The 14,325-nt window shown below is 57.9% G+C and carries 13 protein-coding genes; 6 read left to right on the top strand and 7 right to left on the bottom strand.

What is annotated here, in order from left to right:
* The coding region (locus HMPREF1024_RS0126835; RefSeq protein ID WP_009308954.1) for a FumA C-terminus/TtdB family hydratase beta subunit at positions 1-1,134 on the top strand (1,134 nt) is incomplete at its 5' end.
* A 339-nt stretch (positions 1,135-1,473) separates the two neighbouring features.
* The gene (gene fumC / locus HMPREF1024_RS09630) at positions 1,474-2,874 is read left to right on the top strand and encodes a class II fumarate hydratase (protein WP_002903315.1); all 1,401 of its coding nucleotides are present in this window, start codon (positions 1,474-1,476) and stop codon (positions 2,872-2,874) included.
* Here fumC and tus read toward each other — a convergent pair.
* The 4 genes from tus to rstA form a co-directional block, all read right to left on the bottom strand.
* Entirely contained in the window at positions 2,864-3,796 is a 933-nt protein-coding gene (gene tus / locus HMPREF1024_RS09635) for a DNA replication terminus site-binding protein (RefSeq protein WP_009308953.1), read from the bottom strand. The genes fumC and tus overlap by 11 nt on opposite strands.
* A 75-nt stretch (positions 3,797-3,871) precedes the next feature.
* On the bottom strand, positions 3,872-5,173 hold the full coding sequence (gene rstB, locus HMPREF1024_RS09640; protein WP_004140030.1) for a two-component system sensor histidine kinase RstB: 1,302 nt from the start codon (positions 5,171-5,173) through the stop codon (positions 3,872-3,874).
* Positions 5,174-5,429: 256 nt separating this feature from the next.
* A complete protein-coding gene (locus HMPREF1024_RS09645; RefSeq protein WP_002903374.1) occupies positions 5,430-5,792 on the bottom strand; it encodes a hypothetical protein in 363 nt (120 codons plus the stop codon).
* 242 nt (positions 5,793-6,034) lie between these two features.
* A complete protein-coding gene (rstA, locus tag HMPREF1024_RS09650) occupies positions 6,035-6,754 on the bottom strand; it encodes a two-component system response regulator RstA (RefSeq protein WP_002903377.1) in 720 nt (239 codons plus the stop codon).
* Positions 6,755-6,882: 128 nt separating this feature from the next.
* Between rstA and HMPREF1024_RS09655 the strand changes: the two genes are divergently transcribed.
* Complete coding sequence (locus HMPREF1024_RS09655; protein ID WP_002903379.1) at positions 6,883-7,218, top strand: GlpM family protein; 336 nt, start codon at positions 6,883-6,885, stop codon at positions 7,216-7,218.
* On the opposite strand, the gene folM is transcribed toward HMPREF1024_RS09655, so the two are convergent.
* The 3 genes from folM to ydgH form a co-directional block, all read right to left on the bottom strand.
* Complete coding sequence (gene folM, locus HMPREF1024_RS09660; protein WP_009308952.1) at positions 7,215-7,937, bottom strand: dihydromonapterin reductase; 723 nt, start codon at positions 7,935-7,937, stop codon at positions 7,215-7,217. The two genes, HMPREF1024_RS09655 and folM, sit on opposite strands and share 4 nt — an antisense overlap.
* A gap of 36 nt (positions 7,938-7,973) precedes the next feature.
* Positions 7,974-9,356 carry an amino acid permease gene (locus tag HMPREF1024_RS09665; protein WP_004176332.1) on the bottom strand — a complete coding sequence of 461 codons (1,383 nt, stop codon included), beginning with the start codon at positions 9,354-9,356 and terminating at the stop codon, positions 7,974-7,976.
* Between the two features lie 177 nt (positions 9,357-9,533).
* Positions 9,534-10,484, bottom strand: coding sequence for a DUF1471 family protein YdgH (ydgH, locus tag HMPREF1024_RS09670; RefSeq protein ID WP_002903384.1), 951 nt, complete (start codon positions 10,482-10,484; stop codon positions 9,534-9,536).
* Positions 10,485-11,005: 521 nt separating this feature from the next.
* Here ydgH and pntA point away from each other — a divergent pair.
* The 3 genes from pntA to HMPREF1024_RS09685 all read left to right on the top strand — a co-directional run bounded on the left by pntA (position 11,006) and on the right by HMPREF1024_RS09685 (position 14,271).
* Positions 11,006-12,535: a Re/Si-specific NAD(P)(+) transhydrogenase subunit alpha gene (gene pntA, locus HMPREF1024_RS09675; RefSeq protein WP_004148265.1), complete on the top strand. Its 1,530-nt coding sequence runs from the start codon at positions 11,006-11,008 to the stop codon at positions 12,533-12,535.
* Between the two features lie 10 nt (positions 12,536-12,545).
* Complete coding sequence (gene pntB / locus HMPREF1024_RS09680; protein WP_002903386.1) at positions 12,546-13,934, top strand: Re/Si-specific NAD(P)(+) transhydrogenase subunit beta; 1,389 nt, start codon at positions 12,546-12,548, stop codon at positions 13,932-13,934.
* A gap of 148 nt (positions 13,935-14,082) precedes the next feature.
* Positions 14,083-14,271, top strand: coding sequence for a YdiH family protein (locus tag HMPREF1024_RS09685; RefSeq protein WP_004887037.1), 189 nt, complete (start codon positions 14,083-14,085; stop codon positions 14,269-14,271).
* The last annotated feature ends 54 nt before the right edge of the window (positions 14,272-14,325 follow it).

Genomic DNA, 14,325 nt, shown 5'->3' with positions numbered 1-14,325 from the left:
GCTACCGATGGCGATGAGTACAAATTCCTCTGCATCGCCAAGGGCGGCGGCTCGGCGAACAAAACCTATCTGTACCAGGAAACCAAAGCGCTGATCACCCCGGCGAAGCTGAAAAATTACCTCGTCGAGAAGATGCGCACCCTCGGTACTGCCGCCTGTCCACCGTACCATATCGCCTTCGTGATCGGCGGTACCTCGGCGGAAGCGACGCTGAAGACCGTGAAGCTGGCGTCCACCAAATACTACGATGGCCTGCCGACCGAAGGTAACGAGCACGGCCAGGCGTTCCGCGACGTGCAGATGGAGCAGGAGCTGCTGCTGGAGGCGCAGAACCTTGGTCTCGGCGCGCAGTTCGGCGGCAAATACTTTGCCCACGATATCCGCGTGATCCGTCTGCCGCGTCACGGCGCTTCCTGCCCGGTCGGGATGGGGGTTTCCTGTTCCGCCGACCGCAACATCAAAGCCAAAATTAACCGCGACGGCATCTGGATCGAGAAGCTGGAGAGCAACCCGGGGAAATATATCCCTGAGCATCTGCGCCAGGCCGGGGAAGGCGAAGCGGTGAAGGTAAATCTTAACCAGCCGATGAGCGAGATCCTGGCGCAGCTGTCGCAGTATCCGGTGTCCACCCGCCTGTCGCTGAGCGGGACTATCATCGTCGCCCGCGATATCGCCCACGCTAAGCTGAAGGAGCTTATCGACAACGGCGAGGCGCTGCCGCAGTACGTCAAAGATCACCCGATCTACTACGCAGGTCCGGCCAAGACGCCGGACGGTTACGCCTCCGGCTCTTTGGGGCCGACCACCGCAGGCCGCATGGACTCTTACGTTGATCTGCTGCAGTCCCATGGGGCGAGCAAGATCATGCTGGCGAAAGGCAACCGCAGCCAGCAGGTTACCGACGCCTGCCACAAACACGGCGGCTTCTACCTCGGCAGCATCGGCGGCCCGGCGGCAGTGCTGGCCCAGCAGAGCATCAAGAGCCTCGAGTGCGTGGCCTATCCGGAGCTGGGTATGGAGGCTATCTGGAAAATTGAAGTGGAGGATTTCCCGGCCTTTATCCTCGTTGATGATAAAGGCAATGACTTCTTCCAGCAGATCCAGACCTCGCAGTGCGCCCGCTGCGTGAAGTAACCCACGCCGCCCTTCGGGGCGGCGCTGGTCGATGACAAACCTGATTTCGTTAGGGTGAGCGCCTTTCTGCCGGGTGGCGGCTTTCGCCTTACCCGGCCTACGAAAAACAGCAATATCAATAAGTTATGCAGTTCTCTGTAGGCCCGCGCAAGCGTAGCGCCGCCGGGCAATCCCGACGATTGCATTTTGTCAGCGGTCTGGGCCGCCCCTCGGGGCGGCTTTTTTTATGTCGCTTCGCGGCACGAACCACCAAAACAACTTATCAATCTGGCCAATACTTAGTCTTTTAAGCAGGTGAGCTTTGTCGCTATGACGCACTTTTCATCCAAGGAGAAAGTAATGACAACGCATCGCAGTGAAAAAGACTCGATGGGCGCCATCGAGGTCCCGGCCGATAAACTCTGGGGCGCCCAGACCCAGCGCTCGCTGGAGCATTTCCGCATCTCGACCGAAAAAATGCCCGGGGAGCTGATATACGCCCTGGCGCTGACCAAGCGGGCGGCGGCGAAGGTTAACCAGGATCTCGGACTGTTGACGGCGGAGAAAGCCGGGGCGATCGTCGCCGCCGCTGACGAAGTGCTGGCCGGAAAGCACGCGCAGGAGTTCCCCCTGGCTATCTGGCAGACCGGCTCCGGCACCCAAAGCAATATGAATATGAACGAGGTGCTGGCCAACCGCGCCAGTGAACTGCTAGGCGGAGAACGGGGGATGGCGCGAAAAATTCATCCCAATGACGATGTGAATAAGAGCCAAAGCTCAAATGATGTATTCCCCACCGCCATGCACGTCGCGGCGCTGATTGCCCTGCGGGAAAAAGTGATCCCGTCGCTGCAGGCGCTGCGGGCGACGCTCAATGAAAAAGCGGTGGCCTTCAGGGATATCGTCAAGATCGGCCGCACCCATCTGCAGGACGCCACGCCGCTCACCTTAGGCCAGGAGATCTCCGGCTGGGTGGCGATGCTGGACCATAGCCTGAAGCACATTGAAGCCAGTCAGCCGCATCTAGCCGAGCTGGCGCTGGGCGGGACGGCGGTAGGAACCGGGCTGAATACCCATCCGGAATATGCCGTACGGGTGGCGGCCGAGCTGGCGTCGCTCAGCGGACAGCCATTTGTCACCGCGCCGAACAAATTCGAAGCGCTGGCCACTGTGGATGCCCTGGTCCATGCCCACGGCGCGCTGAAAGGCCTGGCGGCCTCGCTGATGAAAATCGCTAACGATGTCCGCTGGCTGGCCTCCGGCCCCCGCTGCGGCATTGGTGAAATCGCCATCCCGGAAAACGAGCCAGGGTCATCGATTATGCCGGGCAAGGTTAACCCAACCCAGTGCGAAGCTCTGACCATGGTCTGCTGCCAGGTGATGGGCAACGACGTGGCGGTGAATATCGGCGGTGCTTCCGGCAACTTTGAGCTTAACGTCTATCGCCCGATGGTCATCCACAACTTCCTGCAGTCGGTGCGTCTGCTGGCGGACGGTATGGCGAGCTTTAACGAGCACTGTGCGGTGGGTATTGAACCGAATCGCGAGCGGATCAGTCAGTTGCTCAATGAGTCGCTGATGCTGGTTACTGCGCTGAATACCCATATCGGCTACGACAAGGCGGCGGAAATCGCTAAAAAAGCGCACCATGAGGGGCTGACTCTCAAAGCCTCGGCGCTGGCGCTGGGCTACCTGACGGAAGCCGAATTCGACAGCTGGGTGCGCCCGGAAGAGATGGTCGGCAGCCTGGCTATTCGCTAGCCAGCCAGAGGTGCAGGCGCGGGATAAGCAATCTCAGCGACTGCGCCTCCGGTTTGTAGCGATACTGCACATTGTCGGCATCATAGTTCAGCAGCTCGCCAATATCCGGTACGCTGACCCCCCGGCTGCCGGACATCAGGGCGATCAGCGGGCTGGGGCAGGCGTACTGTACCTGTTTCTGCTCGCCGGCGTACCAGACGCGGGCGATCGGCTGGACTTTCACCGGTCGTTTTATTTTCAGCCGCGCCCGCTGCGGCAGGGCGGCGATATCCTGATACTCCCTTTCCAGTTTGCTCTGCCACTGCTCCCTGGTCCACGGCGGCACCGCCCGCGGCGCTTGCAGGCTTTTCTCCAGCATCATCAACACCTGGTCGCGGGTCAGATTCTTGATGACGTGCTTATTGGCCCAGCCGAAGCGGATGGTGCTCGGGTCGACGAGGGGCGTCAGCGTGCGGTAGGCGCTTAGGGTGATCAACCCCGGCAAATGACGGTGTACCCACTCAAAACGGGCGGTGTGGGGCAGGCCGGAGTCGACGGTGACGATCTTCTCGAAGGTGGCCTTCAGGGCATTGATATGCTGAATACGCGCCAGCAGATCCTGCTGCTCCGCGGCGGTAACCTGCAGGCAGATAGCCCCCGGCAGGCGTACGGCGGCCTTGCTGCTGCGGTTTTCCGATTGCTGCTGGATAAACAGATGGCTGTAGTGGCGCAGGGCGCGCGCCAGGGCCGTCTTGCCGATGTGCTGCACCACCGGAATAGTGGCCAGCGGATCGTGCTCGGCATCCTTACCGATCGCCGGCAGTTCAAATACCCGGCCCGCCAGCAGACGGCAGTCACTTAACGCCTGCTGGAGCGCCTGCAGCTCCAGCTCGATCTGGCGAAAGGTATTATTCAGACGTTCAACGAGGTCGTAGCTGGCCATTATTACCACCTTAGTTACAACATACTATTAGATTTTTGCAGCATACCCAGCCCGCGGCTTCTGCGCAAGTTTTATTCAGGCAGAGGTGAAATCAGGCAGCTGATGATAGACCGGCCAGCTAAAGCAGAAGCGGGCGCCGCCGAGAGGGCTGGCCTCGCAGCGCACCTCGCCGCCCATCGCCTGGGCGATGCTGTGGACAATCGCCAGGCCGAGACCGCAGCCTCCTGTCGCCCGGTCCCGGCTGGGGTCAAGGCGGACAAAGGGCTCAAACACCCGCTCGCGCTCCTCGGGGGCGATTCCCGGGCCGTCATCCTCAACCAGCAACGATGCGCGCGAACCCTGCAGCGTCAGGCTGACCGCTACCCGCTGGCTGCTGTAGCGCAGGGCGTTATTAACCAAATTATCCAGCACCCGCTCCATCAGTCGCATATCCAGCGCGCCGTAGTTACCGTGGGTCAGCGTCGCCAGGGCGACCTCGCGCTGTGGGTTAACCATCTGGATATCCTCGACGTGATCGCTGATCCAGGCGGGAAAATCGGGAGTCGTCAGGCTGAGCTCCGTCTGCGGGCGGTCGAGGCGGGCGTAGGTCAGGAGCTCTTCAATCAGCGCCTCCAGCTGACCGATATCGCGGTTCAGCGCCTGCGATTCCGCCTCGCTGAGATTCTCGCTCATCTCCAGACGGTAGCGCAGGCGTACCAGCGGTGTCCTGAGTTCATGGGCGATGCCGTCAATCAGCTGCTTTTTGCTGGCAATAAGCGCATTAATGTTATCGGCCATTTGGTTAAAGGCCACCCCGAGCCGCTCGAAGCTGGACATACTGTCGAAGTGAATGCGCTCGCTGAGGTGACCTTCGCCAAAGCGCTGGGCGGCCGTCTCAATGCGCAGCATGTCCTGCCAGTGCGGGCGCATCCAGATAAACACCGGAAAGGCCAGAGAGATAGCAATAAACGCCATTAGCGCCACGTCCAGCAGGCGCATCTCATGCAGAAAATAGAGATAGGGCACCGGGCCCACCGACAGCACATAGTGGCTGCGGGGAATGCGCTGAATAAAGGTGTACTGATCGTCGAGGGCGACGATATCGCCGGCGCGCAGGTGCTGCATCGAGCTTTCCGACAGCTTAAATTTGCTGATCGGCTCGATGTGCAGATCAAACGATAAATTCAGGTCCAGCTCTTTAAGGGTCTTGCTCCAGTCGCGCGGCGGTATCTCCCGCAGCTCGCTGCGCATCAGATACAGCGAGCTTTTCATCAAATCGTCAAGCGACTGCCGTCCGGCGCGCTCCGCGGTAAATTTATAGACCAGACCGACCAGCATGGTCATCACCAGAAAGCAGACGAAGAGCAGAAGATAGAACTGCACGAACAGCTTTTTCATTACATTACCGCGTATTCAAGAGAAACCTGTCTGGCGCCCCAGGGGCATCTTCTGCGCGTCGGGGAGTCAATGTTATCGATATCCCCGGGCGAGGCGCGGGGAAATCATATATACGCTATCAAAGCAGGGTTTATGCCCCCTGACAATAGCCAGCCTGTAGACAGAACGGTGAAAAGGTGACAGTGTCACTCGATGCGGTGATTTCTTCACCCTCGGGGGGAGCAGGGCAATCGTATTTTGTGCGTCGATGGATACGCTACTCACGATAATAAGGAATGTCTACCGGATAGGTGGTCGTCAGACTCAGCAGCCGACAGCGCACCAGTTTTTCCGTTTCGGCATACCAGTAAGCAAACTCGCCGGTGGTCTGGTGGTAAATCATCTGATCGAGGTTGGCAAACGGGATCACCAGCAGCGGCCCCTGGCGAACGTGGCCGCCGCCGGTTTCAAAGTGATGCTGCCCCCAGGATTGCTGGGTATGTTCATAGCGATGAAGGATCACCTCGATTTGCCCGCGCTGCGGACAGAGGAGTCGAATATCGGCGTTGTCGAGGGAAAAAGCCCAGCCAGAGAGAGAAGTGAACAGTGAGAGTGCCAAAAGTACAACGTATTTCATCATGCAAAAGTCCTGTGTTTTCAGGCTTTATGCCACTCTGACAGCGGTAAGTCCTTGAGCACAATCATATTGAGGAGTTATGTGATGGGGTTCTGTACGGCTAATTCTATTGATTTAATCAATATGACAAGTTCCGGTGATGAATGTGCGCGCCAGGGACGAACGCAGCAGGCAGCAAACGTGATAACTTTGCCGCCTGCGAGCGCGCGATGAGCGGGCCCCTCGCAGGGCCGCAGAAGGGCTGCTTAGTTATCCCAGGCGTGAGGGGCGAACAGGTAGCCTTTGTTGCGAACGGTCTTAATACGATAGGGCTCCGTGGCGTTGTCGAGCAGTTTTTTGCGCAGGCGGGAGATAGCCACGTCGACGCTGCGATCCATCCCGTCATAGGTAACGCCGCGTAAATTTTTCAGCAGTGCGTCGCGGTCCATAATCTGCCCGGCGTGGGTGGCCAACTCCCACAGCAGATCGAAATCGGCGGTCGACAGGGCGACGTTTTCTCCGCCAAGCAGCACCTGGCGGTTGACCGGGTCAATGGTCAGCGAGCCGAAGGAGATGGTTTTATGTGGCGTGAGCGTTGAGGAGGCGGATCCGGCGCCTGCCGGAGCAATATGCTGGCGCAAATGCAGACGCAGTCGCGCGAGAAGTACCGCTGGCGGGGTGGTTTTCAGAATATAATCGCTAGCGCCCATCTCCAGGGAGAGGATATGGTTCATATCGCTGTCGAGCGAAGTCAGCAGGACAATCGGCCCTTGCCATTGCCCGCGCAGATCGCGACAGAGCGTCATTCCGTCCTTGCCGGGCAGCATAATGTCCAGCAGCACCAGATCCGGTTTCTCCCGCGCGATCACCTCCTCAGCGCGGTCGCCGCGAGGCTCGACCACCACATCCATATCATGCTTGCCGAGATAGGCGGCGATCAGCGTGCCTACCTCAGGGTCATCCTCAACAAAAACGATTTTATTCATGTCTATTGCACATCAGTAAAAGAAGTAACATACACCGCACTTATTTTACCCGCCATTACTCTTTTATAAACAGCGTTAAATCCGCTATGCTGCCCTAACTTATTGATTCACTGTTAAGGCATACGGGCATGGGGCTGTTAATCAAAGGGCTGTTGGGAGCGCTGGTGGTGGTTCTGATTGGCGTGCTGGCGAAAACCAAAAACTACGCTATCGCTGGCCTGGTCCCGCTGTTTCCCACCTTTGCGCTCATCGCCCATTATATTGTCGCCAGCGAGCGGGGGATCGAAGCCCTGCGCGCGACCATCGTATTCGGCATGTGGTCGATTCTTCCCTATTTTATCTATCTGCTGTCACTGTGGTATTTCACCGGGATCATGCGCCTGCCGTTGGCGCTGGCAGGCGCGGTGGGATGCTGGGGGCTGTGCGCCTGGCTGTTAATCCTCGGCTGGAGCCGTTTCCACTAGCGCAGCGGGCGGCCGCCGTCGACAGCGAATGAGCGGCCGGTAACGTAGCGGCTGGTAAACAGGTAATCGATGAGATCGCTAATCTCTTTTTCGCCAGGGGCGATTTTCATCAGCGATTTATCCAGCGCCTGCTGACGATAGGCCTCGTCGTCACCCTCATTAAACATGATTAGCGACGGCGCGATGGCGTTGACCTTAACCTCTGGCGCCAGCTTGCGAGCGAAGGAGCGGGTCATGTTATCCAGGGCGGCTTTGCTGGCGGCATAGGCGATATGTTTGTCGCTCCCGCGCTCCACCACGTAATCGGTGATATGGATAATGTCGCTGGCGGCATGGCCGTGGCCGCGCAGCAACGCCTCCAGCGCATGGTTGAGCAGATAGGGGGCGTTGACGTGGATCTGCATCATGCGGTTGATGACGGCGCTCAGCGGGACGCCCGGCTTTTCCGCCATCCAGTCGCTGGCGTTATGGATGATGGCGCGCAGACCGTCGGTGTGTGATTTGACCGCTTCAGCGAAGGTCAGAATGCCGTCATCGCTGCTAAAATCGGCCTGCAGGCAGAGCGCGCCCGCTTCGCGCAGGCCGTCAATCGCCGGATAGGGCGTACGATAGCTGACGATGACCGGCTGGCGCTGCTGCAGAAAATGGTGTGCCAGAGCGAGGCCGATGCGGCGGCCTGCTCCTGTGATCAGAATCGGGCGGGGCTGTTGTTCAGCCATGGGTATCTCCTATGCGTTCTGCGGCAGGGCGACCGCTTACCCCACCAGCATCCACGTTGCCGGCACAGCGGCAACCAGCAATAAACCAATTAGCGCCACTTCGCGGCGTTTGAGCGAACGATCGTGCTGGTGCGTACGTCGGGCGTACAAAAAGACCAGAAGACCCGGAGCGTAAAGTACCACCGACAACAGCAAATGCACAGGCCCCGACGCGTATAATAACCATATGCCATAAATACAGGCGCCGATAGCCACCGCTTTATGCAGCGGGCGAGTGGCGATTTTCAGCAGAAAGGCGCCGACCAGCAGATAAGGCACGAGAATCATCTCAGAGGCAATGGTCAGCAGCGTGCCGTAGTCCGATCCGGTCAGCCAGATCAGCACCAGCGATACCTGAACGCTGATATTGGTCAACCACAATGAGGAGGAGGGGGCGTTGTTGCTATTCTGACGGGCAAACAGGCGCGGGAAGGCTTTATGAGTGGCGGCGAGGAAAGGCACCTCCGCGGCCATGATGGTCCAGCTGAGATAAGCGCCGCACACCGACACGATCAGCCCGGCGGCAATGACGATCTCCCCCCACGACCCCATCAGCCTGACCATCAGTCCCGCCATCGACGGGTTACGCATTTCGGCCAGTTCGCTGCGCGGCACAACGCCCAGCGACAGCAGGGTGACCAGCAGATACACCGCGAGGGCCGACAGCACCGCCAGCAGCGTCGCGCGGCCAACGTCGCGCTTGTGTCGCGCCCGCGCGGACACGACTACCGCCCCCTCCACGCCGATAAACACCCACAGGGTGATCAGCATGGTGTTTTTGACCTGCTCCCATACCGGCACGCCCAGCGCCAGGCCGCTAAAATCGAGGCGGAACGTATCCAGCTGAAAGGCCAGGGCGGCGAGCGCGACAAAGGCGCCCAGCGGCAGAAGCTTGGCGAGGGTGGCCACCAGGTTAATCCCCGCTGCCGTCTGGACACCGCGCAGGACCAGAAAGTGGACGACCCACAGCAGAACCGACGCGCCAACGATAGACTGCCAGGTATTACCATCGCCAAACAGGCGCAGCTCAGGGGTATCGGTGAAGAAACTGAGCGCCGAAAAGACGATAACCAGATAGGAGACATTGGCGATCACCGCGCACAGCCAGTATCCCCAGGCGGAGCAGAAGCCGATCAGTTCGCCGAATCCTTCGCGAGCGTAGGTGAAGATCCCGCCGTCGAGGTCGGGACGAATACGGGTCAACAGCAGCATGGCGAAAGCGAGAAACAGGATCCCGACGCCGGTGATGGCCCAGCCAATGAGCAGAGCGGAGGGGCTGGCCACGGCAGCCATATTTTGCGGCAAACTGAATACGCCAGCGCCGAGCATTGAGCTAAGGACCAGGGCGGTCAGGGCGCTCAGGCCCAGTTTCTTTTCCATTGCATTCCCGAGGTGAAAATGGCTGTTCCAGAATATTTATTTTGCGAAATCGCATAAAAATGGAGGATTGCGCTAAGGCGCGGGATTTTACGGAGTGTCCGGGGGCCATGCAATGGCGGGGGATGAAAAAAAATGAAAAGGCGGCAATGCGCCGCCTTTTTAGCCAGCCAGCAGCGATTATTTGTACAAATCGGCGCTGATGGTGATGTTGCCGCCGCGTTCCTGCCACTGGCGGGTGATGTGGTAGTACTTCGCCCCTTTCTTCGCCGCGCGTTTCGCCGTCTGATAGGAGATCTCGGTCATGTTGCCGTAGTTGCCGGTGAACTGGATGTTATCGAACGGCACCATTTGCGCCGCAGTCACTTTGTTCACTTCTTCGACCTTAGTGCCGTTCGGCAGGGTGACAGTGTAACGTCCACCTTTCGAAGACTGAGTCTCAAAGAAACGCCCAACGCCGGTACCCGAACCCACCGCGGCGGTGGTGGCAACGCCCGGAATTTCAACGTTCTTCGCCGCTTCGCCGCCTTTGGCCAGCGCTGCGCGGCCAGCTTCAGAGTCAGCCGGGATAGCGTCCGGGCTCTGCAGCACGCGTTTTTCAGCATCTTTTTTGTAGATATAAGCGGTAATGCGCTGGTTGCCGCCCTGGTTGGCGTCAACCTGGCGGACGATAAAGAACGCATAGGCGCCTTTTGCTTTCGCCGCTTTGGTGATGGCGTCGTTGACTTCCGGCTGGCTGCGATAGAAGCCCTGAACGGTGACGGTGTCGTAAGGCATCAGCTCAACGGCCTGATCTTTCGGCAACTCCATCACGCCGTTGATAATGCGATTCTTCGGCGCATCCGCTTTCGGCGCGTCTTCTTTATAAAGGTCAGCCGTGACGCGCCAGTTGCCGCCATTGCCGTAGTCCGACGTGTCGACAACATAGAATGAGGCCGCGCCGTCTTTGTCGGCTTTGCGCGATACTGCCTGTACCGCATCGCCAATGGCATTAAACCGGCCGGTGACGACAACGCGATCGTAGGGCTTCAGCGCAGCCGCCTGCTCCGGGGTCAACTCGGTCGCTGCATGGGCAGACAACGTGGCGGTTGTCAGGAGAGCAGACGCCAGGAGGGTGTTTTTAAGCTTCATAAAAATAATCCTTTGCCTTGCGCAAACCATATACTGGTGTTGTTGTTGACTGAAAACGTTTGATTATTGCATTTAATCGCCGTGACTGTCTGCGTCAATTTTTGCTTGCCGCCCGAATCGTATACTACGGAAAGATAACATTTTTCGATATGTTGAAAAAACAGGCGCTTGACCAGCAAAAACGATAATCAATACCACTTTTATTAGTTAATGTAATGTTAACACAATGATCTCAATGGCGATAAATGGCGTTTTATACCGCAGGATAAGCGGATTATCAGGCCTGGGCGGCAAATTCAGGTAAATATTGCTGCCCGGACCCATCTGAGCTGACAATAAGCAATAAAATCAAAATTTGTGTTTTATCGCAGTAGATCACAATCGGTATTTTCAGTAGGTTATAAAAAGTTTGTTACTGTTTCATTTTGTAGACAGCGAAAGATGGCGAGGAAGATTTTGCCGTCCTGGCGTTGTTGGGCAGAAAAGTAAACCATCATCAAAAACCGATGGAAGGGAAAACTATGCGTATTGGTGTACCACAAGAAAGGCTAGCCCAGGAGACCCGGGCCGCCGCCACGCCGAAGACCGTTGAGCAATTGCTCAAACTCGGCTTTAGCGTCGCGGTAGAAAGCGGCGCCGGGAAGCTGGCCAGCTTTGACGATGAGGCCTTTGCCGAGGCAGGAGCTGAAATCGTGACCGGCGACGAGGTATGGCAGTCTGATGTCATCCTTAAGGTCAATGCTCCGAATGACGATGAAATTGCCCTGCTGAATCCGGGGACCACGCTGATTAGTTTTATCTGGCCGGCGCAAAACCCGCAGCTGATGGAAAAACTGGCGGCCCGTAATATCAACGTAATGGCGATGGATTCCGTGCCGCGTATTTCCCGCGCCCAGTCGCTGGATGCGCTCAGCTCAATGGCCAACATCGCCGGGTACCGCGCTATCGTTGAAGCGGCGCATGAATTTGGTCGATTCTTTACCGGGCAGATTACGGCGGCAGGCAAGGTTCCGCCCGCCAAGGTGATGGTCATTGGCGCCGGGGTAGCCGGTCTGGCGGCGATTGGCGCCGCCAACAGCCTGGGCGCTATTGTTCGCGCCTTCGATACCCGTCCGGAAGTGAAGGAGCAGGTGCAGAGTATGGGCGCCGAGTTCCTCGAGCTGGACTTTAAAGAGGAAGCGGGCAGCGGCGATGGCTACGCCAAGGTGATGTCTGAGGCCTTTATTAAGGCTGAAATGGCGCTGTTCGCCGCGCAGGCGAAAGAGGTCGATATCATTGTCACCACGGCGTTAATCCCGGGCAAACCGGCGCCGAAGCTGATCACCCGCGAAATGGTCGACTCCATGAAATCGGGCAGCGTGGTGGTCGATCTGGCCTCGCAAAACGGCGGCAACTGTGAGTACACCGTACCGGGCGAAGTGGTGACCACCGCCAACGGCGTGAAAATCATCGGTTACACCGATCTTCCTGGCCGTCTGCCGACCCAGTCCTCCCAGCTCTACGGCACCAACCTGGTGAACCTGCTGAAGCTGCTGTGCAAAGAGAAAGACGGCAATATCGTTATCGATTTCGATGACGTGGTAGTGCGCGGCGTGACCGTTGTTCGCGAAGGTGAAATCACCTGGCCGGCGCCGCCGATTCAGGTCTCCGCTCAGCCGCAGGCCGCGGCGAAAAAAGTGGAAGCACCGAAAGAAGCGGTGAAACCGGCGTCGCCGTGGCGCAAATATGCGCTGATGGCGCTGGCGATTATTCTCTTCGGCTGGCTGGCCAACGTGGCGCCAAAAGAGTTCCTCGGCCATTTCACCGTCTTCGCGCTGGCCTGTGTGGTGGGTTACTACGTGGTGTGGAACGTCTCCCATGCGCTGCATACGCCGCTGATGTCGGTGACCAATGCCATTTCGGGCATTATCGTGGTTGGCGCGTTGTTGCAGATAGGCCACGGCGGCTGGGTCAGCTTCCTGAGCTTTATCGCGGTGCTGATCGCCAGCATTAATATTTTCGGTGGTTTTACCGTGACTCAGCGCATGCTGAAAATGTTTCGCAAAGGATAAGGGGTAGCACATGTCTGGTGGATTAGTAACGGCTGCATACATTGTTGCTGCAATCCTGTTTATTTTCAGCCTGGCGGGCCTGTCAAAACACGAAACGTCGCAGCAGGGCAACTATTTCGGCATCGCCGGGATGGCCATTGCCCTGATTGCTACCATCCTGGGGCCGGACGCCGGCAACGTCGGCTGGATTATTCTTGCGATGGTGATCGGCGGGGCGATCGGTATTCGTCTGGCGAAGAAGGTCGAGATGACCGAGATGCCGGAGCTGGTGGCTATCCTGCACAGCTTCGTGGGGCTGGCAGCGGTGCTGGTGGGTTTCAACAGCTACCTGCAGCATGAAACCGGTATGGAGCAAATTCTGGTCAATATTCATTTGACCGAAGTGTTCCTCGGGATCTTCATCGGCGCGGTGACCTTCACCGGTTCGGTGGTGGCGTTTGGTAAATTGCGCGGCAAAATTTCCTCCAGGCCGCTGATGCTGCCCAATCGCCATAAGCTGAACCTGGCGGCGCTGGTGGTTTCCTTCATCCTGATGGTGATTTTTGTTCGCTCTGACAGCACCGGCACCCAGGTCCTGTGCCTGCTGGTGATGACCGCGATCGCGCTGGCCTTTGGCTGGCACCTGGTGGCCTCTATCGGCGGTGCGGACATGCCGGTGGTGGTCTCGATGCTCAACTCCTACTCGGGCTGGGCGGCAGCGGCGGCGGGCTTTATGCTGAGTAATGACCTGCTGATCGTCACCGGCGCGCTGGTGGGCTCTTCCGGCGCCATCCTCTCTTACATTATGTGTAAGGCGATGAACCGCTCCTTTATCAGCGTGATCGCCGGGGGCTTCGGCACCGATGGTTCCTCAAGCGGCGGCGATGAAGAAGTGGGCGAGCATCGCGAGATTAGTGCCGAAGAGACGGCGGAGATGCTGAAAAACTCGCACTCGGTGATCATCACCCCGGGCTACGGTATGGCGGTGGCTCAGGCGCAGTATCCGGTAGCAGAAATTACCGAGAAGCTGCGGGCGCGGGGTATCAAAGTACGCTTTGGTATTCATCCGGTGGCCGGGCGCCTCCCGGGGCATATGAACGTCCTGCTGGCGGAAGCCAAAGTGCCTTACGACATCGTGCTGGAGATGGATGAGATCAACGACGATTTCAGCGACACCGACACCGTGCTGGTGATCGGCGCCAACGATACCGTCAACCCGGCGGCGCAGGACGATCCGAAGAGCCCGATCGCCGGCATGCCGGTGCTCGAGGTGTGGAAAGCGCAGAATGTGGTGGTCTTTAAGCGTTCAATGAACACCGGTTACGCCGGCGTACAGAACCCGCTGTTCTTTAAAGAGAACACTCATATGCTGTTTGGCGATGCTAAAGCCAGCGTCGATGCGATCCTGAAAGCGCTGTAATGTAACATAATTGTTTTACAACGTTTGTTTATAAGCCGTCTCCTGTGAGACGGCTTTTTTATATGCAGGGGGATGCCTGGAATTGTTCATAAAATAAGCGGCAAGAGGTGATATAATGTTCCGGTTCTTACATCAGACAGAGGATATTATGGATACCGAGTTAACCCCAACGCAGATGGCCATCGAATTCTTACGCCGCGACACTACCGTCATGACCCCAGCGCAGTATCTGAAAAAACTTAAACTGCTGGAGCTGGAGTTTGCTGACCTGATGGCGCTCTCCTCGCTGGAGCTGAAAGAAGAGATCGATCTGGCCTGGCGTCTGGGTATCCACTAAGCCATTCTCGCTGGACAGTGACAGGGGCCGCCAACGGCCCTTTTTTTGTGCCTG

Origin of the sequence: Klebsiella sp. 4_1_44FAA (assembly GCF_000238715.1) — a bacterium.
Classification (GTDB): Bacteria; Pseudomonadota; Gammaproteobacteria; order Enterobacterales; family Enterobacteriaceae; genus Klebsiella; species Klebsiella pneumoniae.
This window is presented reverse-complemented; position numbering and strand designations above follow the sequence as displayed.